The sequence below is a fragment of the Chryseobacterium gregarium DSM 19109 genome, assembly GCF_000430845.1.
Taxonomy (GTDB): Bacteria; Bacteroidota; Bacteroidia; order Flavobacteriales; family Weeksellaceae; genus Chryseobacterium; species Chryseobacterium gregarium.
In genome coordinates, this window is sequence record NZ_AUMU01000001.1 from 103,035 (window position 1) to 123,964 (window position 20,930).

A 20,930-nucleotide genomic window follows, 5' to 3' on the forward strand; every position below is an offset into this window, starting at 1 on the left:
AATTTATAAAAAAATGAACGTAGACAAAGAAACTTACGAAGGTCTTAATGACGGACTTTATGCAAATCTTCAAACGACAAAAGGCAACCTTATCGTAAAACTTGAAGATAAAAAAGCACCTGTAACTGTGGCTAATTTTGTTGGTCTTGCAGAAGGAAAAATTGATAACAAAGCGAAAGCGAAAGGCGTTCCTTTTTATGACGGGACAATTTTCCACAGAGTGATCAAAGATTTCATGATCCAGGGAGGAGATCCTCAGGGAACGGGGATGGGAGATCCCGGATATAAATTTGAGGACGAGAAAAACGACCTTCAGCACACAGGAAAAGGAATTCTTTCTATGGCGAATTCAGGTCCTAATACCAACGGTTCCCAGTTCTTCATTACGGAAGTTGCAACTCCTTGGTTAGACGGGAAACACACGATTTTCGGGAAAGTGGTACAGGGGAATGACGTGATCGATGCGATTGCCAATGTAGAAAAAGGGCCTCAGGATAAGCCTAAAACGGATATCGTTTTAGAAAAAGTATCTGTATTCAGCAAAGGTGACGAGTATAAAAACTACGATCCTGCAAAAACTTTCAACGAAGGTAAAGCTAAAATTGCAGAAAACAACAAAGCGGCCATGGCGAAAGCAGAAGCTGACAAAAAGAAAAAAGAAGAGGAATTCAAAGCCAACCAGGAGAAAATGGTAGAGGATCTGAAAGCGGGAATGCAGAAAACGGAATCCGGCCTTTATTATAAAATTACGAAAACCGCTGAAGGAAAAGCTCCGAAAGCAGGAGACAATGTTTCAGTACATTACGCCGGGAAACTGGTGGACGGAACTGAATTCGATTCTTCATTCAAAAGAAACGAGCCGATCGACATTCCAATCGGGATGGGAAGAGTGATCAAAGGTTGGGACGAAGGGATTCTTCTGTTAAAAGAAGGCGAAGCGGCCACTTTACTGATTCCGCCGGCAATGGGTTACGGAGCCAACGGTGCAGGAGGCGTAATCCCGCCAAATGCATGGCTGGTATTTGATGTTGAGCTTGTAAAAGTAAAATAATTACATATTTGCTGTTATACTGAAAGCTGTCCGAAAGGATGGCTTTTTTTATTCAGTTATATTACATTCTGTAACATTGTGCCTGAATGATACGACAAATATCATCAAAGGAACGATAATAATGTATCCTCAACCTTGCTAAATGAATGCTCATATTTAAACAATAATGAAAATCAAATCACTTCTGCTCCTGTTCGTCCTGTTGTCATGCCTATCCTTTGCCCAGGCCAAAGCAAATGCAGATAATCCGGCCATCAGAACATCACTCACCTATTTTGTCAACAGCATCAAAACGAAACAGATCGACCGTGCGGTCAGCTGTATCTATCCGAAATTTTTCAGCATTGTCACGAAAGAACAGATGACACAGATCCTGAACATGACTTACAATAACCCGTTTATGAAGGTGGAAGTGCAGAATTTACAGATTTCCTCTGTTGACAAACCTGAACTGATCAGCAGCGAATATTTTTCCATGGTCAGCTACTTTTTAAAGCTTAAATGCAATGTCAGCTCGATGAATGCTGATATGAAAAAGAAAATCACTACGGCACTGACCGGTAAATACGGTAAAAATAATGTAAAATATCTGGCCAATGAAGGTGCCTATCTTATCAATGCGAATATGAAAGCCTGCGCCGTTTCCAAGGACCGTAAATACTGGAAGTTTGTTATTCTTGAAAAGGAATATAAATCACAGCTTATAAAAGTGCTGCCGAAGAAAGTTTTGGATAAATTTTAGAAGTTAAATAGATATTGGAAGCCATCTGCGAGGATGGCTTTTTATTTTTAAAAATCAAGTATATAGAATTTTGCAGGTTATGATTTCTTAAATTGCACTTTTGGAATATCCTACAATTGCTTCTTAGATGAACTGAACAGCAAATAATATAAAAAGAAGAATGGGGAGCGGCAGAACTTATGATGAATGCCGGAAATGAAATGAAAGAAGTGCCTGGAATGGTAAAGCATATTATAAAACGGGTTTCATTTTTTAAATGTTGCAAAAAATCTTATTTTCGTATAAAATACCCAATTGAAAAAAATTCTTCACATTTTTTTTATCATAGCTGCTATTGCTGTTTCCGCTCAGGGAAGCCAGTTTTTTGAAAAAGGAGAGGTACAGCTTCAGCATCCTGTTGAAAAAGTAAACCTGAGATTTGAAAATAACCTGCCGTTTGTAAAGGTAGGTATTAATGGTAAAACCTATAACTTTCTGTTTGATACCAATGCACCTACTGTTATTTCCGAGGCTATTTATAAGGAACTGGGTCTCAAAAAAAAATATAAGAAATCAATCAAGGATTCTGATGAAAAGGTACAGGAGCAGATCTTTACTGAACTTCCGGAAATGAAGGTTGACCGGCTTATTTTTAAAAAGGTAGGCGCTGTTGTTTTCAACCTCAATTCGGCGGAGCTGGGTTGCCTTAAAGTCGACGGCATCATTGGTGCCAACCAGATGGCCAAGCTTTTCTGGAAAGTCAATTATTCTGAAAATTCACTGGAAGCCGCAAAGGATCTATCACTTTTTGATATTATGGATTATAACATAGTCATTCCCTTTCAAGCACAGCCGCAGAAAACTCCGATAGTCAGCGCATCACTGTTGAACAAAGAGGTGAAATTCACTTTTGATACCGGTTTTTCGGGCAGGCTGGAAATATCCGGCGATCTCCCGGATCCTAAAGTGCTGCAGGATTTTGTAAAGACTTTCGGAACCCGTACGACCGGGGCCTTCGGAGCAGCAAAGCCGGCAACGGGATATATTTTTCGTACAGATTCTATGAAAATGGGAAATACGGTATTTCAGAATGAGAGAATGGCAACCGGAAAAACAAATCTTGCAGGAAATGAATTTTTTAAAGACTTTATTTTTATTATCGATTGGAAAAGCAGCAAGATCTATATGAAGCGTATTGAAACTACTCCTTCCAAACTGGAATCTTTTGGCTTCAGCTACCGTTTTGTAAATGCAAAACCGGTCGTTGCCTTTGTGATGAGTCAGGAAAAGTTTCCTTTGAAAATAGGGGATTCCATCATCAGCATCAACGGGATTTCATTGGAAAACCTGGATCAGGAAATGGCCTGTCATTATTTCATCAACCCCATAGAAAAAGATCAGCAGTCGATTGATGTCATGATAAAAAGAGACGGAAAAATCCTTGATATTAAAATGAATAAGACAGTGTATCTCAACTGATTTTTCGGCAATCTGATGAATATGATAACTGAAGAAAATCTGAAGCCGGAAATACTAAATTTACTTGCCGGCCTCTTACGTCTGGCAGACCGGTGCTGCTGGAATAAGCTGTCTCCGGAATGTTTCTTTATTATAACTGATTTTAATGAATTTATCGACAGCAACGGTTTTGAAAACCATAAACTTAAAAATAAAATAAACAGTCAGAAAGCATTGCAGGATCTGGATTCATCAATTGAACTTTTGAAGAAAGAATATGCTGACCTCTACGATATCGTTTTATATGTTTTTAAAGCAGGAAGGCATAAAACCGTTATCGAAATCGAATACTACAGGAAATCAAACTTTGACCCTGATTATTTTGAAAAGATAAAGAATAATCCGCCAATGCTTCATGCAAAAATTCATATGCCGCCTTATGGTAAAGGTGGAAAAAAGTTTGATGTCAACTGGAAACGAAGAGGATGGAGGCATCGATGGAATATGCTCGTATACAACTCCCGTATTTTCTGATACGGACAGACTTTAGCTCAGAAAATTATATATCCATTACAAAATACGCTGTTGATCAAAACAGATAAGTGTATATGAATAATTTTTTACCAGTTCTTATCAATCATATAAATCAGCTGCGTCATTACCGTGGCACCAAGCAGCAATTCCCTCCGGTTTACTTTTTCAAAAGTATCTTCTTCCGTATGGTGGATGTCAAAATACCGTTGTGAGTCCGGAACCAGTTCGGCAGTCGGAATGGCCATGTCATGAAGCGGATAAAGATCGGTCCCCGAATAGGTTTCTTTAAAGTCATAAACCCCGTAAGGTAGGAACAGGTTTGCCCAGCCTTGAATCTGTTTTCTTTTCACATCATCCATATTCAGTGAAATCCCTCTCGGCGTAAATCCTCCGGCATCGGATTCTATGGCAAACAGATGCTTTTCGCTGTTTTCCCGGGCAGTTTTTCCATACTGAATACCTCCTTTAACGCCGTTTTCTTCATTGGCAAAACAAATAACCCGGATCGTATGATTATTCGCTATTTTAAGGTTTTTGAAAGTTCTCAGCACTTCAATGCTCTGAACAATCCCGGCACCATCGTCATGTGCTCCTTCGCCCACGTCCCAGGAATCCAGATGTCCGCCGACCACGATAACACTTTTATCTTTTTTACCGGTGATCTCGCCGATGACAGAGTGGGACTGCTTTTCACCCTTCATGCCACAACTGGAATTAAGCTTTGCGATAATTTTCTGTGATTTTAAAAGACCGGCCAGCTCATCGGCAGTCGTATTTCCGATAGCAACAGCAGGAATTTTAGTACCTTCCTGATCGTAGCGCATTCCGCCCGTGTGGGGAATATCATCGAAAGCAGAGGAAAGCGAACGGATGACCGCGAATTTTCCTCCTTTTTTTGCCGTTAAGGAAGCTGCAGTTGTTCTGTACTTTGCTGCATCACCATACCCTCTGAACGTTTCAACATACGACTGACTAAAAGGATAATTAAAAAAAACGATTTTATCTTTTACCTGTTCCGGCGGAAGTTTTTCGTATTCTTCCATTGATTTTACCATGATAATCTCTCCGGAAATATCTTTCCCGCCCGTTCCTTCAGAATTTCCTAAAGACAGCATTTTAAGGCTTTTCCAGGTGCCGTCGGAGGATTTGATCTGTAAAGATTCTTTCCCTCTGACCCAGACCGGAACCATAACCTCCTGAAGCCATACTTTGTCGGCTCCTGCCTCACGGAGCTTCTTCGCGGCCCATTGTACCGCTTTTTCATAGGATTCTGAACCGCTTAGCCGATGACCGATGTTCTTTGTTAAATCCTTTAATTCAACATAGCCTTTGCCGTTATTTAATATCTCCGTTGAAATCTTGGCAAACTGTACGGAGTCTTCTTTAGTTTGTCCGAAAGCAGCCATGCCTGTTAGCAGTAATAATATTCCCGTTATTTTTTTCATAGTTACCAGTTTTTATCAATCATAAAGATCATTTGGGCCATCGCCGTTGCTCCGAGAAGAAGTTCCCGTTTATTTACTTTATCAAAAGTATCTTCTACGGAATGGTGGTAATCAAAATACCTTTGGGTATCGACAACCAATTCTGCCAATGGAATATCCAGTTTTTTCAGGGGAGAAATATCCTGAATGGCATAGGTCTGGTCAAAGTCATAAACGCCGTAAGGAAGGAAATACTCTTTCCATGGAAAAATAAGCCGCCTTCTTTGCGGAGACATGTCCAGTGAAAATCCTCTCGGGGAATATCCGCCCGCATCTGTGCCTAAAGCGAAAATATGTTTTTCGTCTTTCTTTTTTACATAAGCGGCATACATGTCCCGGCCCTGTCCGCCGTTTTCGCTGTTGGCGTACAATACTACCCGGATCGTATGATTGTTCTGAATGCCCAGAGCTTTCAGTGTTCTCAGTACTTCAATGCACTGCACGACTCCGGTGCCGTCATCAGTCGCCCCTTCCCCGAAATCCCAGGAATCCAGCTGGGCTCCCAGAACAATGACTTTAGAATCCTTTTTGCCCGGAATTTCAGCAATGATGTTGGGATTGGTGGCATATCCTTTTGATTCGGCATTCATATTGAGCTTTGCCGTAACTTTTTGTTTTTTTAATAATTTTTCCAGTTCATCCGCAGACCGTACTCCGATAGACAGTGCGGGGATCTTTACCTTGTCATCAGCTTCATAATAGATCATTTTGGCATGAGGCGTATCATCATAGGCTGTGGTTAACGATCTTATGATTAAAGCTTTCGCACCTGTTTTGGAAATGACGGAAGCTGAAATCAGTTTTGATTTTGCCGTCGCCAGATAAGAATCACTGGTATTGATGATGGTAGGATCCATAGGAAGGTTCACAAAAACAATTTTGTCCTTAAGCTGCCCAATTGAAAGAGCGTTAAGTTCAGAAGTGTTGCTGATCATTACAATTTCTCCCGTCAGGTCTTTCCCGCCCGTTCCTTCAGAGTTTCCGAAAGACAGCATCCTGATATTCTTCCAGTCTCCGCTGCCTGCTTTAATGAATAAGGATTCTTTGCCTCTTATCCAGACCGGAGCTTTTGCTTCCTGTCTCCAGATCATTTCAATACCGGTTTCTTTTAGCTTTCTTTCCGCCCAGTCTGCCGCTTTCATATAACCTACAGTGGCACTGAAACGCGGGCCAATGCCTTTCGTCAGTTCTCCGAGGTTGTCATACGCCGTACCGTGAGTCATGATTTCATCCGAAATTTTTTTAAACTCCTCATGATAATTCATTTTTACCATTGCGGGTTTTCTGGCAGGGCTTTTTTGGGGCTTTTTTTGAGAAAATAAAAATCCACTCAAAAAGAGTGGAAGGATAATGAATATTTTTTTCATTTTTTATTTACCTTTCTTTTCTGGTGCTAAAAGTAAGGAAAAATTGATTATTTTTTACTGTTTCATGTCGTACATTAACAGTGCGGTTATTAATTTAGGTTCTATAAATGTACATTTCGGAGGCATGCTCAGCTTTAGGTCTGAGATTTTGATCATGTCGTTAAAACTGACAGGGTAGATCCCGAATCCTGCCTTGCCTTCGCCTTTGTCAATTTTTTCTTTAATCAGCGCTATGCCTTCAAGATTTGAAGTACCTTTTACGTAATCAATTTTTTCAGAGCTGTCCGGATCTTCGATTTTCAGGATATTTTTAAATATAAATTTATCCAAAAGATGATGGTCCAGGTTATCCAAAGACATTTCCTGGGAACGGAGGTCGTGTTTTACGTGAAGCGAGTAAAATTTACCGTCCAGATACATGGAAATATGGAATTTCTGTGAGGGAAAATAGGCTGTTTCCCCTTTTTCGTGAATCAGGAAATATTTTTCCAGTTCCTTTAAAAATACTTCGTTGGACAAGCCGTTGAGATCCGTTACAATCCTGTTGTAATCATGGATTTTAATTGACTGGTTGGATACGATGAAACTGTATACAAAATTATAAAGCTCCGTCCCGTTATGCCTTTTGTTTTTTTCTTTGTGATGTTTGGCATTAAGCGCTGTTGAACCGATCCTGTGGTGGCCGTCTGCAATATAAAAAGCATCGATCTGGTCAATGACCTCTTTAAACTGCTGGAGTTTCAGGCGGTTGTCTATCCTCCATATTTTATGCCTGATCCCTTTCGTATCCACATGATTGAAAATGGGAACATTTTTTTCCTCATGGTTCATTAGCAGCTCGATCTTGGAGTTGGAAGGGTAGGTCAGCAGTACAGGTTCCGCCTGCAGGTTTACTTTCTCCAGATAATGAGCCAGCTTTTCCTTTTTCTGGGGAATGGTGCTTTCATGCCTTTTGATCTTGCCGCTCCAGAAATCTTCAATGCTCGCTAAACCCAAAAGTCCTCTGAAAACCTGTTTGGTGGGGTAGATCTGCTCATAAAGATAATAGGAAGAATTGTCCTGAACAAGTTTTTTTTCCTCCATCAGTTCTTCGAAAGTCGACCGGATCTTTCTTAAATTCCTGTCGATATCCTTGGATTTGCTTACAACATAAGGTTTGATCATATTGATGTAAGTGTCTTCAACTTGAGCTTTCCCGGTTATCTCTTCCTGAGTGAAGTTATCAAGAGGATGGGTAGGGAAAGTGCTCTCATGGTCTTTATGAGGTCTTATTCCACGAAATGGTTTGAAAATAGGCATATGTTATAGTATAGTTTCTTTTATCTTAATAATTTGTTCGGCTAATTCGGCGCCGATCTTTTCCTGTGCATCTACGGTATTTCCACCGATGTGCGGGGAAAGCGACAGTGCAGGGTTCATAAGCAGCGGCAGTTCCGGATTAGGCTCGTTTTCGAAAACATCCAGCGCGGCACCGGCTACTTTTTCAGATTCAATAAAATCAATCAGTGCCACTTCATTGATTACGCCGCCCCTTGCCGTATTCACAATATACACCCCATCTTTCATTTTTTCAAACTGCGGCGTATCGATAACATATTCTGTCGTTTTCGGCGTATTGATGCTGATGAAGTCCGATTCCCGGAGGAAAGCATCCATATCGTTGTCCGAAGTAATCTCAAATTTCAACGACTGCCCGTCAAAAAAATCTAAGGTAAGAACTTCTGTTTTAGGTTTCCGGGTAAGGACTTTCACTTTCATTCCCAGGGAAATTCCCATTTTAACGACTTCCTGGCCGATGCTTCCAAAACCGATCACGCCTAAAGTTTTCCCGTAAAGCTCATAGGCCTTGCTGAACGATTTCTTCATCGCATCGAAATGTGTTTCCCCTTCCAATGGCATCAGCCTGTTGGATTCGTGAAGGAACCTCGCCAGGGAAAAGAAATGGGCAAAAACAAGTTCCGCCACAGATTTTGAAGAAGCGTTGGGGGTATTGATGATGTAGATGCCTTTTTCGATTGCATAATTTACGTCAATATTATCCATTCCGATGCCTCCTCTTCCGATGATTTTAAGGCTGGGGCAGGCATCAATAAGATCCTGCCTTACTTTGGTTGCGCTTCTTACCAGAAGCACATCCACATTATTTTCGTTGATGAAACCGATCAGGTGGTTTTGGGCCACCCTGTTGTCCAGTATTTCAATTCCGGCGTTCCTCAGTGCCTGTTCTCCCGCTGCAGAAATTCCGTCGTTAGCTAAAACTTTCATGGTTCGTATATTTTGATTTAAAGATTAAAAAACAGGATATTCAAAAATTCTAAATCATCTCCGCAAATTAAGAAAATTTAAAATAATGTTCATCCCCCTTTAATCCCCGCTTTTATAATCGTTATGTTACCTGAGAGACCTCATGGCATCTACCAAGACCTGCACGCTTTCAATAGGAAGAGCATTGTAAAGGCTTGCTCGGTATCCACCCAGGCTTCTGTGCCCGTTCAGTCCGCTGATTCCCGCAGCTTTCCAGGCCGCATCAAATTCTTCTTTCCTGCTTTCATCCGTTAATTTAAATGAAACATTCATTAACGAACGGTCTTCTTCCACGCAGCACGTTTCAAATAAAGGGTTGCTGTCGATTTCGCCGTATAAGAGTTTTGCTTTTGCTTCGTTTCTGGCTTCGGCTGCTGCAATTCCTCCGTTGTTTTCTAAGTATTGTAAAGTCAGTAAAGACGCATATACAGGAAAAACCGGCGGTGTATTGTACATGGATTCTTTGGCAATATGCTGGGAATAATCAAGGATGGAGAACATATTCTCTCTTCCCGTTTTACCCAGGATTTCTTTTTTAATCACCACTAAGGTAACGCCCGCAGGCCCCATATTTTTCTGTGCCCCTGCGTAGATCAGGTCAAATTTTGAAAAATCCAGCTGTCTTGAGAAAATATCGGAACTCATGTCACAGACCATCAGCGTGTCCACTTCAGGAAACGACTTCATCTGGGTTCCGTAAATGGTGTTGTTTGAAGTACAGTGGAAGTAATCGTATTCTGAACCTACGGTGTAATCTTTCGGGATGAAATTATAGTTTTCTTCTTTGGAAGAACCTACAACGTCTACCGTCCCTACTTTTTTAGCTTCTTTAATGGCACCTGCGGCCCAGGTTCCGGTATCGGTATATGCCGCTTTTCCTCCCACTTTCATCAGGTTGTAAGGCACCATGGCAAACTGCAGGCTTGCACCGCCTCCCAGGTACAGCACTTCGTATTCATCACCCAGGTTCATCAGTCTTTTCACAATGGCGCGGGCTTCATCCATAACGGCTACGAAATCCTTGCTCCGGTGTGAAATCTCAAGAAGGGAAAGCCCTATTCCGTTGAAGTCCAGAATTGCTTGTGCCGATTTTTCAAATACTTCGTGGGGTAAGATGCAGGGTCCTGCGCTGAAGTTGTGCTTTTTGCTCATATTTTTATTTTTTGGTTTGCTGTAAAACTTATGGTGTTACAGTTTCATTTATCGTTTCTTATGAATGAATTCTGATTTTTATCTACAAAAAACCGTCTCATGGTGATTGAGACGGCAGTTTTTATTCTCCGTGTAAAAATGCTTTTTTATTCAGCAGCGTTTCTTCAGATTCCACATGGTCCTCATCCGGCACACAGCAATCGACAGGGCAAACTGCGGCACACTGCGGTTCTTCATGGAAGCCTTTGCATTCCGTACATTTATCGGTAACGATGAAATAGACATCATCACTTACCGGCTCCTGCGGAGCGTCTGCATTGATCGTAAGTCCGGACGGCATGGTGACCGTACCTTTAAGTTCAGTGCCTTCTGAAGCTTTCCAGTCTACCGCTCCTTCATAAATTGCATTATTCGGGCATTCCGGCTCACAGGCCCCGCAATTAATGCATTCATCAGTTATTTTAATAGCCATCGCTAATTTTTTTTAAATTTGCACAAAATTACAAAATATTCCCCAATTTTGCAGTAATTATGAATATTGAAAATCAAGTTTTAGGACTTACACGGCTTAGCGGCTATATCAAAGACTTTTTAGCGAAAAATCAGGGAGATTATCATGAGCCTGATGCTGATTTAAACCTTTTAATGAATAAAACCGCCATTGAAAATCCGTGGTTTACCATTGAAAACCAGAAATTTGCTTTTCAGCAGTGGACAGATCTGCTGACTGAAGAAAATATTAACCGATGGCTCAGGGAATATTCCATTTCAAAGATCTCCAAGAGGGTAGGGCTGATCCTGGCAGGAAATATTCCTCTGGTCGGGTTTCATGATGTGATGTCCGTTGTGTTGAGCAACCATATCCCGGTGATCAAGCTTTCATCAAAAGACAGGTACATGATTCCTTTCTTACTGAAGAAATGGAATGAATTTTCAGAAGAGAACGTTCCGTTTGAATTTGTGGAGCGGCTGGAAAATTTTGATGCCGTTATTGCCACAGGAAGCAACAATACCGCCAGGTACCTGGAATATTATTTTAAAAACAGTATGCATATCATCAGAAAGAACAGAACATCGGTGGCTGTTCTGAAAGGGGATGAAACGGATGAAGAGCTGCAGCTTCTGGCAACCGATATTTTCCGGTATTTCGGATTGGGATGCAGGAACGTGACGAGGCTTTTTATTCCTGAGAATTTTTTAATCGACCGGTTATTTGAGAATTTCCTGCATTTTAAGGAGATCATCAATCATCATAAATATGCCAATAACTATGATTACAACAGGGCGGTATATCTTCTCAACCGGGATACATTCTGGGATAATAATTTTGTCATGTTGAAAGAAGATGATCAGCTTTTCAGCCCTTTGTCTGTGATTAATTTCAGCAGGTATTCTTCCCTGGAAGATGTTAAAAAAGTCATTGCAGAGAATGAGGAACATATCCAGTGTGTCGTGGCGAAAGATGAGCTGGGCCTGAATTCCGTCGCCTTGGGAGAAGCACAGAATCCGGGATTAGATACATATGCGGATAATGTGGATACTATGAAATTTTTATCGGTAATATAATTCTTCGTATCTTGCTGTCAACCATCATTACATCCGATATGAAAAAAATAATCCTGGCACTGGCCGTTTTGGCTTTTCAGCTGAGCTTTTCCCAACAGAAAGGCACTGTGAAAATTGTTGAAAGCAAGAAAATTGAACTCACTTCCGAGCTGAGTAAGGATAAAATTGATCTGTACAACCAGTCATTTTTAAAATTTGTTGCTGCTTTGAAAGCTTCTGATAAGAATGCTGTCAGCAGCCTCATCTCTGATAAAGTGAAGGATATCGTGAATGACAATATAATCCAGAAGTTATCAGGAGGCATCAGTTTTGAAAGAAAAACGGAAGTGTATAAATCCGGTTATCAGAAGTTGCTGGACAATGCAACATATCCTGCCATCCAATATAGGTATGCTGATGATGCACTGGATCCGCCAAGGGATATTATCACGGTGATTTTTGAAGAGGACGGGAAGATTCTCGGGGTCAAGCCGGAATACAGCAAATAACTATATAGGTAAGGAAGGCAAATGAAAACAAGAATTTTAGGATTTGTTTTATTAATAAGTCAGGTGACGTATTCACAGAATATTATTCAGACTGATATTCAGGGAAAGAAATTAGATTATTTTATTAAACTTGAAAATAAGTTAGGAAGTAAGATTTATAAGACACATGAAGAGTATGATTCTCCCGGACCGGTTCTTCAGCCTATTATTTTTGAACGAAAAGAAAGAGAAATTCCCAATCTTCTGGTGTTTTATACGCCTTATAAAAAAGATTCTACAATTGCTGAAATTCTTTATGAATGGGATATTCATAATTTTGAAAAAGGAGATGATGTTAAAAAGCCATTAAATTTCAGTAAAGCAATGATCAAAAAATATCATGATATTGTTGCTGAAATTTCTAAAAAATATGGTAAAAGTGAACGTGAAGAAAGTTTAGAAAAATTAGAATTTCTTACTTCTGATGGCGGGATCGAGAGAAGTGATCGTTGGGAAGTAAATGATGGTCTTAAAATATCTTCATATATTAATCTATCAGAATTTTACGAAAGAAATGAGATGGTTATAACTGTTCCGACACATAAAATCAGATTATATGTAACCAAAGAAAAAGAAGAGAAAGATAATAGTGGAGATGTTTTAAGTACAGAAAATATAAAACTGTTTAATGATGAGTTTCTAAAACTTATTGATAAGTTAAAGATCTCTGATTTTAGTGAGACCCGAAATTTTCTTTCTGAAAGAATCAGAACTTCTGCAACTGATGATATTCTTAAAGGCTTAATTGAAAATACTCATTTCGAAAATACTATTGAGATTTTCACAACAGGTTATCAACTTATCGAAGATGGAAACCAATATCCAATGCTACAATATAAATATGTTGAAGATAGATCTGTACCTCCAAAAGAGATTATAACTGTTATTTTTGAACAGGATGGAAAAATATTGGGAATTAAACCAATAAAAAGATTGAATTAATATTAAATTTAAATAACTATGATGACAGATGTTTTAGTCGCACAATCTTCAGATGTTGAAAAAGCGGGCTTTTACAGGAAAACGTATCTGCACGTTGCTTTAGCAATCTTAGCTTTTATCGGGGCAGAAGCTGTTCTGTTACAGATGGTCCCGGATCAGCTGATCTTTGCCATGTTTGCCCAGCGGTATATCTGGCTGCTGATTATCGGGGTATTCTGGCTGGCTTCGGTGCTGGCTACAAAATGGTCGCTTTCGGTGAGTAAATCCACCCAGTATTTCGGGCTGGGATTTTATGTTATCCTGGAATCCGTTATTTTTCTTCCGCTGATTAAAATAGCCACCCTGTATGCCGGGCCGCAGGTGATCTTTCAGGCTGCGATGTTGACAATCGCCATGTTTGCTGGAATTTCAGCCGTAGCATTTACTTCTAAAAGAGATTTTTCATTCCTCAGAAATATTATTGTTATCGGAGGATTTATTTCTATTGGATTAATTGTTGGCGGAATGGTTTTCGGTTTTAATCTTGGACTTTGGTTTTCAGTAGGCATGGTAATCCTTGCTTCTGCCACTATCCTATATCAGACGAGCAGGCTGAAAGATTCTTACAGCACCAATCAGTATGTTGGCGCATCACTGCAGCTGTTTGCTTCGATTATGCTTTTATTCTGGTATATCTTAAGCATCCTGATGAGCAGGAGAAACTGATTACAGGTTATAAATTATGAGTTGAATTCTTTATCGTAAATTTATAACGAATTTAATAAACCCAAAAAATCCTGATGTTGATTCATCGGGATTTTTTATTCCAGGAAGGCTGGTTCTCGGTAATTTTTAAATATTAAAATCTTTCAATATTTAATTTAAATTATTTATCAATGGATCCCAATACCTTTTGGGCAAAAGAGTTCAAAGCATCCTTTTCACTCATTCCGTTTTGAACGGCAGCATGAACTTCAAGGGCTCCGCAGATATTGGTAATCAATTCCCCGGCAACATTCAGGTCTTCTTCACTGGTTCCTCTGAACTCGCAGAAGCTTTCCAAAACTTCCAGTGTTTTTTCCAGGTTTTCCGGAGTCTGATTCTGATAAAACTGTCTAATTACAGGTAACTTCATAATTACAATTCATTAAATAATTCAGTTAAACTTTCTGTTTTGTTGCTCTGAACCTGGTTTACCAGTTCCCCGTTTCTGAAAATCGCGAATGTGGGCAGGTTATCAACTTTGGCTAATTTTCTGCTTTCGGGTAATTTTTCAGCATCTACATAAAGAAATGGAATGCTATCATTTTCAGAAGCTAACTTTTTGAATTTCGGCTTCATAATCCTGCAGTTTCCGCACCATGAAGCGCCGTACTGTACCACTACTTTTTCATTATCGCTGACAATGGACTGCAGCGTATCTTCTGTTAATTCTGTATACATTGTATATTTTTTAGGGAAAATAACAATGTAGCAATCTGATAATTTACCAATCTAAGCAATGAGATTTTTCACTTCATTCAGAATGATAATTATTATATGGTTAGATGGCTACATTGTTATATTAAAATTTTAATTTTTTGATAAATATTCAGCGGTAGAATTTCTGTCAGCTTTCATTGCATCCTTTCCTTCTTCCCAGTTGGCAGGACAAACCTCACCATGCTTCTGAACGTGCGTATAGGCATCGATCAATCTCAGGTATTCTTTAACGTTTCTTCCCAAAGGCATATCGTTTACAGACTCGTGGAAAATTTTCCCCGTTTCGTCGATAAGATAGGTAGCTCTGTACGTCACGTTGGATCCTGTGAATACTTCTTCACCTTCTTCATTGTATTCGAAATCCTGATCAACAATACCTAAAAGGTTAGCCAGCTGTCTGTGCGTATCAGCAAGGATCGGATAAGTTACCCCTTCAATTCCTCCGTTGTCTTTTGATACATTCAGCCATGCAAAATGTACTTCATTGGTATCACAAGAGGCACCGATTACCTTCGTGTTTCTCTTTTCGAATTCTCCCAAAGCTTCCTGGAACGCGTGAAGCTCAGTCGGGCAAACGAAAGTGAAATCTTTCGGGTACCAGAATAAAATAACTTTCTGCTGGTTAACAGTGGCTTCTTCAAAGATATTGATCCTAAGATCGTCACCCATTTCTGACATAGCATCAACGGCTACATTCGGGAATTTTTTTCCTACTAAAGACATAATTTCTTGTTTTTTTATTTAAATTTTCTTTAGCAAATATAAAACTATTTAGTCTATCAAACAATTAGATATTGATTAATAAAATCTATTATAATTTTTGATTTGTTGTAATGTTAATTCTATGCTTCAAATGATTATTTTAATACTATTGCATTTATTCAGATATAATGTTTCATCTGATTTTACATTTAAAAAGTGATTTATTTGACATAGAATAATGCTCCATAAAATAAAAGCAGCCATTTCAAACAGCTGCTTTCTCTTTTTAATAACCGAATATTTCAGTCAGATTAAGTTTCTTCACTTCACCGAGTTTCTGCATATCGGCTTCACTGACTTTATCCTGGGAAGCCACCAAACAGTAGGTGTAATTTTTACTCTTCATTTCCTTATTGTGGAAATTATTGATATCGGCAAACGTTAATTTTGGTGCCTGTTCATACGTGTTTCTCCTGATATCCGTTGTATTGCCGAGCTTTTGGGCTCTTAAATACGTGAAGATAATTCCATCCTGGGTAATTCTTTCCGATGCAATGGCTTTTCGCAGTCCGCTTTTTGCCGTTTCAAACAGCTGGTCGGATTTCGGAAGGGTGGTCAGCAGTTCATTCATCGCAGTGGTCGATTCATTGAATTTATCGGCCTGGGTTCCTACATAGGCTGTAATCATATCTTTATCTTCTTTTTTGCCCGGAAGTGAAAAATAAGAATAGGTAGAATACGCTAATGCTTTGGACTCCCTGATCGTCTGGAAAACGACAGATCCCATTCCGCCACCGAAATAATTGTTGAATAGACTTACCGTCGGAGTAATACCTGAGTTATAAGGATCACTGTTTCTCACCCAGAAAACTTCTGCCTGAACCATATCATAATGCGCAAACAGCACTTTGTTTTTATCCGTTGGAATCTGTACAAAAGTTTTAGACTTAGGCATTTCTTTCAGTGAACCTGATACTTTGTGAACCGATTTTAAAGAAGTGGTCAGCTCATTTGCGGATTTAGGACCATAGTATAAAACTTTATGTTTGAAATTAAACAGGTCATGAAGCACATTCACCAGGTCCTCTGCTTTCAGAGCGTCCAGTTCCGCATCGCTCAGCACATTGTTAAACGGATTCTGAGGGCCGTACTGCGCATAGCTTCTCAATCCGTTCATGATGGATCCTTTGTTCTGCTTGGCATTGGCTCTTGATTTTTTCACCCTTGCCTTATAAGCTTCCAGTGCTTTCTGATCCGGTTGACAGTTTTTAATGAGGTTTTCAAATAAGGCTGCTGTCTGATTAAAGTTTTCATTTAGGCCTTCGAGGGTAACATAGGTTTCTTCATTTCCTGCGCTTACATTAAAGCTGGAAGCCAGTTTGTAAAATTCTTTGCTGATTGCTTCCGAAGATTTATCCTTTGTTCCCAAATACTCAAGGTATTCTGCCGCTAAAGGAAGTATTTTATTGTTCCATTTTCCCGAATCAAAATAATAGTACAGCCTGAACAAAGCATTGTCTGTGTTTTTTACCGAAAGCACATCTACACTGCCCAATGTATTTTTAGCAATATCATGGTCAAAATTTACCCATACCGGAGTGATCGGGGCTTCCGGCATTTCATCGATCTTTTTAAGAAACGGAGACTGGCTTTCCCTGTTGACCGATACCGGCGTAATAGACGGCTTATCGACTTTTACAATATTCTTATCTTCACCTTTTCTTTTGTATACCGCTACATAATTATTATTCTGAAGGTATTTCGAAGCAAAGTCCATGATATCCTTTTTGGTGATCTTTGAAATCTCCTCCACATACTGCAGCTGGGTTTTGTGGTCTACATCAGAAGTAAACTCATCCATCAGGGATTCTGCCCTTGAAGTATATTTTTCATACTTCTGAATGGTGTTTTTCTTTTCATTATTGACAATCGACTGGATCAGGTCATCCGAAAATTCGCCTTTTTTCAACTTGTCAATTTCCTGAAGCAGCAACATTTTTACTTCATCCAGCGACTGGCCTTCGATCGGATTCCCCTGCAGCAGCAGAACTGAATAGTCTTTTAATACATAGGGCGAAGCATAGGCCGCCAGCAGCTTTTGCTTTTTAATAAGATCCAGATCGATCAGTCCGGCCTGACCGTTGGTGAGCATGCTTCCGATAAAATTCAGCATCCTTGCCTCTTTTGTCGTTGCGCCCGGAAATCTGAACCCGATGGTGATGTTTTCAGGATTCGGCCCGTAAACCTCTCTGGTAACAGGCACATTAATCGGTTGTTCCCTCCCGACTGTATAGCCGGGCACCGGTTTCGATTTCATATAAGAAAACGTCTTGTCAATTTTTGCGATCATTTCATCAGGATTAAAATCGCCCGACATGATGATTCCCATATTATTGGGGACATAATAACTGTCAAAATAGGCCCTGATGGCTTTGAGGGATGGGTTTTTCAAGTGTTCCACAGTTCCGATGGTCGTCTGCTTTCCGTAGTTATTGTTTGGGAAAATGGCCGCAAACATGGCCTCATAGACTTTCCTCGGATCATTGTCAAGACCTCTGTTCTTTTCTTCATAAACCGCTTCCAGCTCCGTATGGAAAAGTCGCAGCACCGGTTCCCTGAATCGTTCTGCCTGAACAGCCAGAAACTTATCGGTAACGTTGGCAGGGATATCTTCAGTGTAAACCGTCTGTTCAAAGGAAGTAAATGCGTTGGTACCGTCAGCGCCCATTCCGGCCATCATTTTGTCGTATTCATTGGCAATGGCATATTGGGAGGCTTCACCGGAAACTTTATCGATCTCTTTGTAGATTTCTTTTCTCTTAGCCTCATCCTTGGTTTGGTTGTATTTTTCATACAGCCCATCGATCTGGTCTAACAATGGCTTCTCTTTTGCCCAGTCTTTTGAGCCGAACTGGTTGGTCCCCTTGAAAAGCATGTGCTCAAGATAGTGGGCGAGGCCGGTATGATCTGAAGGATCTGTTTTGCTTCCTGCCTTGGTCGCAATATAGGTCTGGATTCTCGGATCTTTTTTGGTCGGACTTAAAATAACGGTCAGCCCGTTTTTCAATGTATAATATCTTGCCGAAGTAGGGTCATTCGTTACAAATTTGTAAGTATACCCATTGGACTGTGCTTCTTTCCACTGGAAATCTTGTCCGTAAGCGTATCCGCAGTAACTGGCCGCAGCAATGCTTGTGACAAGTGTGATTCTTTTTAAAAAATTCATTGTAGTTGCTCTGTTGAGTATTTTCTTTGATGATTAATAGATTGTTTAGCTGAATTTCTCCAGTAATTTTTTGATCCTGCCCATTGCTTCAGTTAAATCTTCTTCTGAAGCGGCATATGAAAACCTGATGCATTCCGGACTCCCGAAAGAAACGCCGCCGACACATCCCACATGGGCATTTTCCAAAATAAACATCGCGAAGTCATCAGCATCTTTGATTTCCGTTCCGTTCAGGGTTTTACCGATGTAATAGGAAATATCAGGGAAGAAGTAAAATGCCGCTTTTGGCAGTACAACCTTAAACCCGGGAATTTTTTTGATTAAATCATACACCAGATCTCTTCTCTGCCGGAAGGCATCAATCATATATTTATACTCCGACGGATCGGTTTTTAATGCAACAATGGAAGCTCTTTGTGCCACCGTATTTGCACCGCTGGTCATCTGTCCCTGTATTTTTTCACAGGCTTTCGCCAGCCATTCCGGACAGGCGGAATACCCGATTCTCCAGCCTGTCATGGCAAATGCCTTAGACATTCCGTTGATCACGGCGGTCTGCTCATATACTTCCTGGAACTGCGCGATTGAAGTAGATTTTGTCTCGTAATTAATGTATTCGTAAATTTCATCTGAAATTACGGTGACATGAGGATATTTGGCAATCACTTTTGCCAAAGATTTCAATTCATCATAAGTATAATATCCGCCGGAAGGATTGCATGGTGAACTGAATAAAATCGCTTTTGTGTTATCGGTAATTGCTTCTTCAAGCTGTTCGGCCGTTATTTTAAAGTCGGTAACGTAAGATGTGGGAAGCATTACGGAAGTTCCACCCATCATCTTTACCATTTCATCATAGCTTACCCAATACGGATTAGGAAGGATCACTTCGTCTCCGTCGTTAAGGAGTGCTGCCAGAACATTTAAAATGGCCTGTTTTGCACCGTTTGACACACAGATCTGTGCAGGTTTATATTCTAAATGATTGTCTCTTTTCAGTTTATGGGAGATGGCTTCCCGAAGCTCTAAAAATCCCGGAACAGGCGAGTAGTGGCTGTAATTTTGATTAATGGCATCAAAAGCCGCCTGTTTAATATTGTCGGGCACATCAAAATCGGGCTCGCCGAGGGTTAAGCTGATAACGTCTATTCCGCTGGCTTTCATTTCTCTGGCCTTATTTGACATGACAAAGGTCTGGGAGTAACCTAATCTCTGAACCCTTTCTGAAAGTTTATTCATATAGTTTTTGCATTTGAACAAATATATAATAAAAACTTAATTTGAATAAAATGTGAATAAAAACTTATTTTTGCTTTTTATAATATTTCAAATGTCTACAACGTTATTATTAAAATACTTTCCCCAACTTACAGAAACACAAATCGGACAGTTTAACAAACTGGAAGATTTATATGAGGAATGGAATGAAAAAATCAACGTGATTTCTAGAAAAGATATGGAATCGCTGTACGAAAAACATATTTTACATTCATTGGGAATCGCGAAAGTCATGGAGTTTGCTCCCGGAACCAAGGTATTGGATATCGGAACCGGAGGCGGCTTTCCCGGAATTCCCTTGGCGATTTTATTTCCGGAAACCGAATTTACCCTGGTTGATTCCATCGGGAAGAAAATCAGCGTAGTACAGGCCGTGGCAGAAGGAACAGGACTGAAAAACGTGACGGCCATTCACGGAAGGGCGGAAAAAGTAAAGGAAAAATTCCATTTTGTGGTAAGCCGTGCCGTAACGCAGATGCCTGAATTTTTGAAATGGCTGAAAGGCAAATTTGAAAAAGAACAGTTCAATTCCAGGCACAACGGGATTTTATATCTGAAAGGCGGCGACCTTGCCGAAGAGCTTGCAGGCCTCAGATGTGAGATTTTTTCGCTTAAGAATTATTTTGATGAAGAATTTTTTGATACAAAAAAAGTAGTCTACGTATCAAAAGGCAATTTTAATTCTTGATGAATTTTGCTTAAAAACACGATCTGATGAAATAATTGATGATCATCAAAATTTGTAGTTATGAAAAAACTTTTCTCTATTGGACTTTCTGCATTGATTTTAGGGTTATTTTTAACATCGTGCCAGAACGATGACGACTATCAGACGATAGAATCTGCAGATAAGATTAAAATTGACAGTGTGAAAATTGTTAATGATACGATGGATGTGTACGGAATTCAGAGCATCAGAACCTATTCTACATATCCGTCCCACTGTGAAGGGTTTTACGGGTATGATTATGTTTATAATGATGATGTTACAAGAACCGTTACAGCCTATAAATATATTGCCAGTGGGCCCTGTGCGGACGGCAGTTATACAGCGGCAAGCCAGATTAATTTCAGCCCCAAACATACCGGAAGCTATACTTTCAAATTCTGGAACGGCGGCAACAGCTGGATCACCAAAACAATTGTAGTTGAATAAA

The 20,930-nt window shown here is 39.9% G+C and carries 21 protein-coding genes; 10 read left to right on the forward strand and 11 right to left on the reverse strand.

Translation table 11 applies throughout. The features are described 5' to 3' along the window. The first annotated feature begins 13 nt into the window (after positions 1-13). The 4 genes from H561_RS0100595 (at position 14) to H561_RS0100610 (ending at position 3,764) form a co-directional block, all read left to right on the forward strand. Positions 14-1,051 carry a peptidylprolyl isomerase gene (locus tag H561_RS0100595; protein ID WP_027385228.1) on the forward strand — a complete coding sequence of 346 codons (1,038 nt, stop codon included), beginning with the start codon at positions 14-16 and terminating at the stop codon, positions 1,049-1,051. A gap of 166 nt (positions 1,052-1,217) precedes the next feature. Then, complete coding sequence (locus H561_RS0100600) at positions 1,218-1,793, forward strand: hypothetical protein (protein WP_027385229.1); 576 nt, start codon at positions 1,218-1,220, stop codon at positions 1,791-1,793. A 294-nt stretch (positions 1,794-2,087) separates the two neighbouring features. Beyond that, positions 2,088-3,251, forward strand: coding sequence for an aspartyl protease family protein (locus tag H561_RS0100605; RefSeq protein ID WP_027385230.1), 1,164 nt, complete (start codon positions 2,088-2,090; stop codon positions 3,249-3,251). Positions 3,252-3,272: 21 nt separating this feature from the next. After that, a complete protein-coding gene (locus H561_RS0100610) occupies positions 3,273-3,764 on the forward strand; it encodes a hypothetical protein (protein ID WP_027385231.1) in 492 nt (163 codons plus the stop codon). An 86-nt stretch (positions 3,765-3,850) separates the two neighbouring features. On the opposite strand, the gene H561_RS0100615 is transcribed toward H561_RS0100610, so the two are convergent. From H561_RS0100615 to H561_RS0100640, 6 genes are all read right to left on the reverse strand, one after another. Continuing rightward, on the reverse strand, positions 3,851-5,209 hold the full coding sequence (locus H561_RS0100615) for a M28 family peptidase (protein ID WP_027385232.1): 1,359 nt from the start codon (positions 5,207-5,209) through the stop codon (positions 3,851-3,853). A gap of 2 nt (positions 5,210-5,211) precedes the next feature. Then, complete coding sequence (locus H561_RS0100620; RefSeq protein ID WP_027385233.1) at positions 5,212-6,615, reverse strand: M28 family peptidase; 1,404 nt, start codon at positions 6,613-6,615, stop codon at positions 5,212-5,214. Positions 6,616-6,669: 54 nt separating this feature from the next. Continuing rightward, positions 6,670-7,914, reverse strand: a complete 1,245-nt coding sequence (locus tag H561_RS0100625; protein WP_027385234.1) for a DUF1015 domain-containing protein — start codon at positions 7,912-7,914, stop codon at positions 6,670-6,672. A gap of 3 nt (positions 7,915-7,917) precedes the next feature. After that, positions 7,918-8,880 (reverse strand): D-2-hydroxyacid dehydrogenase, encoded by a 963-nt coding sequence (locus H561_RS0100630; RefSeq protein ID WP_027385235.1) that lies wholly within the window; start codon positions 8,878-8,880, stop codon positions 7,918-7,920. A 126-nt stretch (positions 8,881-9,006) separates the two neighbouring features. Continuing rightward, the gene (gene serC / locus H561_RS0100635) at positions 9,007-10,071 is read right to left on the reverse strand and encodes a 3-phosphoserine/phosphohydroxythreonine transaminase (protein WP_027385236.1); all 1,065 of its coding nucleotides are present in this window, start codon (positions 10,069-10,071) and stop codon (positions 9,007-9,009) included. Positions 10,072-10,192: 121 nt separating this feature from the next. Beyond that, entirely contained in the window at positions 10,193-10,543 is a 351-nt protein-coding gene (locus tag H561_RS0100640) for a 4Fe-4S binding protein (protein WP_027385237.1), read from the reverse strand. Positions 10,544-10,602: 59 nt separating this feature from the next. Here H561_RS0100640 and H561_RS0100645 point away from each other — a divergent pair, with 59 nt between their 5' ends. The 4 genes from H561_RS0100645 to H561_RS0100665 are packed head-to-tail and all read left to right on the forward strand — an operon-like array spanning position 10,603 to position 13,811. Continuing rightward, entirely contained in the window at positions 10,603-11,637 is a 1,035-nt protein-coding gene (locus H561_RS0100645) for an acyl-CoA reductase (protein WP_027385238.1), read from the forward strand. Between the two features lie 38 nt (positions 11,638-11,675). Continuing rightward, the gene (locus H561_RS0100650) at positions 11,676-12,125 is read left to right on the forward strand and encodes a hypothetical protein (RefSeq protein WP_027385239.1); all 450 of its coding nucleotides are present in this window, start codon (positions 11,676-11,678) and stop codon (positions 12,123-12,125) included. A 21-nt stretch (positions 12,126-12,146) separates the two neighbouring features. Further along, entirely contained in the window at positions 12,147-13,106 is a 960-nt protein-coding gene (locus tag H561_RS21860) for a hypothetical protein (RefSeq protein ID WP_034761032.1), read from the forward strand. An 18-nt stretch (positions 13,107-13,124) separates the two neighbouring features. Continuing rightward, complete coding sequence (locus tag H561_RS0100665) at positions 13,125-13,811, forward strand: Bax inhibitor-1/YccA family protein (RefSeq protein WP_027385240.1); 687 nt, start codon at positions 13,125-13,127, stop codon at positions 13,809-13,811. Between the two features lie 160 nt (positions 13,812-13,971). Here H561_RS0100665 and H561_RS0100670 read toward each other — a convergent pair whose 3' ends face one another. From H561_RS0100670 to H561_RS0100690, 5 genes are all read right to left on the reverse strand, one after another. Next, the gene (locus H561_RS0100670) at positions 13,972-14,220 is read right to left on the reverse strand and encodes a DUF6952 family protein (RefSeq protein ID WP_027385241.1); all 249 of its coding nucleotides are present in this window, start codon (positions 14,218-14,220) and stop codon (positions 13,972-13,974) included. A gap of 2 nt (positions 14,221-14,222) precedes the next feature. Next, positions 14,223-14,528 carry a thioredoxin family protein gene (locus tag H561_RS0100675; protein ID WP_027385242.1) on the reverse strand — a complete coding sequence of 102 codons (306 nt, stop codon included), beginning with the start codon at positions 14,526-14,528 and terminating at the stop codon, positions 14,223-14,225. 129 nt (positions 14,529-14,657) lie between these two features. Then, positions 14,658-15,290: a peroxiredoxin gene (locus H561_RS0100680; protein ID WP_027385243.1), complete on the reverse strand. Its 633-nt coding sequence runs from the start codon at positions 15,288-15,290 to the stop codon at positions 14,658-14,660. A 265-nt stretch (positions 15,291-15,555) separates the two neighbouring features. Further along, positions 15,556-18,495, reverse strand: coding sequence for a M16 family metallopeptidase (locus H561_RS0100685; RefSeq protein ID WP_027385244.1), 2,940 nt, complete (start codon positions 18,493-18,495; stop codon positions 15,556-15,558). 45 nt (positions 18,496-18,540) lie between these two features. Beyond that, the gene (locus H561_RS0100690; protein WP_027385245.1) at positions 18,541-19,734 is read right to left on the reverse strand and encodes a pyridoxal phosphate-dependent aminotransferase; all 1,194 of its coding nucleotides are present in this window, start codon (positions 19,732-19,734) and stop codon (positions 18,541-18,543) included. 91 nt (positions 19,735-19,825) lie between these two features. On the opposite strand from H561_RS0100690, the gene rsmG reads away from it, so the two are divergent. Further along, complete coding sequence (gene rsmG, locus H561_RS0100695; protein ID WP_027385246.1) at positions 19,826-20,461, forward strand: 16S rRNA (guanine(527)-N(7))-methyltransferase RsmG; 636 nt, start codon at positions 19,826-19,828, stop codon at positions 20,459-20,461. A 60-nt stretch (positions 20,462-20,521) separates the two neighbouring features. Beyond that, positions 20,522-20,929, forward strand: a complete 408-nt coding sequence (locus tag H561_RS0100700; RefSeq protein ID WP_027385247.1) for a hypothetical protein — start codon at positions 20,522-20,524, stop codon at positions 20,927-20,929. Position 20,930: the final 1 nt, after the last annotated feature.

Excerpts from the sequence above, each read along its gene's own strand:
- H561_RS0100595 (WP_027385228.1), top strand. The coding sequence starts at position 14 with ATGAACGTAGACAAAGAAACTTACGAAGGTCTTAATGACGGACTTTAT.
- H561_RS0100600 (WP_027385229.1), top strand. The coding sequence starts at position 1,218 with ATGAAAATCAAATCACTTCTGCTCCTGTTCGTCCTGTTGTCATGCCTA.
- H561_RS0100610 (WP_027385231.1), top strand. The coding sequence starts at position 3,273 with ATGATAACTGAAGAAAATCTGAAGCCGGAAATACTAAATTTACTTGCC.
- H561_RS0100615 (WP_027385232.1), bottom strand. The coding sequence starts at position 5,209 with ATGAAAAAAATAACGGGAATATTATTACTGCTAACAGGCATGGCTGCT.
- H561_RS0100620 (WP_027385233.1), bottom strand. The coding sequence starts at position 6,615 with ATGAAAAAAATATTCATTATCCTTCCACTCTTTTTGAGTGGATTTTTA.
- H561_RS0100625 (WP_027385234.1), bottom strand. The coding sequence starts at position 7,914 with ATGCCTATTTTCAAACCATTTCGTGGAATAAGACCTCATAAAGACCAT.
- H561_RS0100630 (WP_027385235.1), bottom strand. The coding sequence starts at position 8,880 with ATGAAAGTTTTAGCTAACGACGGAATTTCTGCAGCGGGAGAACAGGCA.
- serC (WP_027385236.1), bottom strand. The coding sequence starts at position 10,071 with ATGAGCAAAAAGCACAACTTCAGCGCAGGACCCTGCATCTTACCCCAC.
- H561_RS0100640 (WP_027385237.1), bottom strand. The coding sequence starts at position 10,543 with ATGGCTATTAAAATAACTGATGAATGCATTAATTGCGGGGCCTGTGAG.
- H561_RS0100645 (WP_027385238.1), top strand. The coding sequence starts at position 10,603 with ATGAATATTGAAAATCAAGTTTTAGGACTTACACGGCTTAGCGGCTAT.
- H561_RS0100650 (WP_027385239.1), top strand. The coding sequence starts at position 11,676 with ATGAAAAAAATAATCCTGGCACTGGCCGTTTTGGCTTTTCAGCTGAGC.
- H561_RS21860 (WP_034761032.1), top strand. The coding sequence starts at position 12,147 with ATGAAAACAAGAATTTTAGGATTTGTTTTATTAATAAGTCAGGTGACG.
- H561_RS0100665 (WP_027385240.1), top strand. The coding sequence starts at position 13,125 with ATGATGACAGATGTTTTAGTCGCACAATCTTCAGATGTTGAAAAAGCG.
- H561_RS0100670 (WP_027385241.1), bottom strand. The coding sequence starts at position 14,220 with ATGAAGTTACCTGTAATTAGACAGTTTTATCAGAATCAGACTCCGGAA.
- H561_RS0100675 (WP_027385242.1), bottom strand. The coding sequence starts at position 14,528 with ATGTATACAGAATTAACAGAAGATACGCTGCAGTCCATTGTCAGCGAT.
- H561_RS0100680 (WP_027385243.1), bottom strand. The coding sequence starts at position 15,290 with ATGTCTTTAGTAGGAAAAAAATTCCCGAATGTAGCCGTTGATGCTATG.
- H561_RS0100685 (WP_027385244.1), bottom strand. The coding sequence starts at position 18,495 with ATGAATTTTTTAAAAAGAATCACACTTGTCACAAGCATTGCTGCGGCC.
- H561_RS0100690 (WP_027385245.1), bottom strand. The coding sequence starts at position 19,734 with ATGAATAAACTTTCAGAAAGGGTTCAGAGATTAGGTTACTCCCAGACC.
- rsmG (WP_027385246.1), top strand. The coding sequence starts at position 19,826 with ATGTCTACAACGTTATTATTAAAATACTTTCCCCAACTTACAGAAACA.
- H561_RS0100700 (WP_027385247.1), top strand. The coding sequence starts at position 20,522 with ATGAAAAAACTTTTCTCTATTGGACTTTCTGCATTGATTTTAGGGTTA.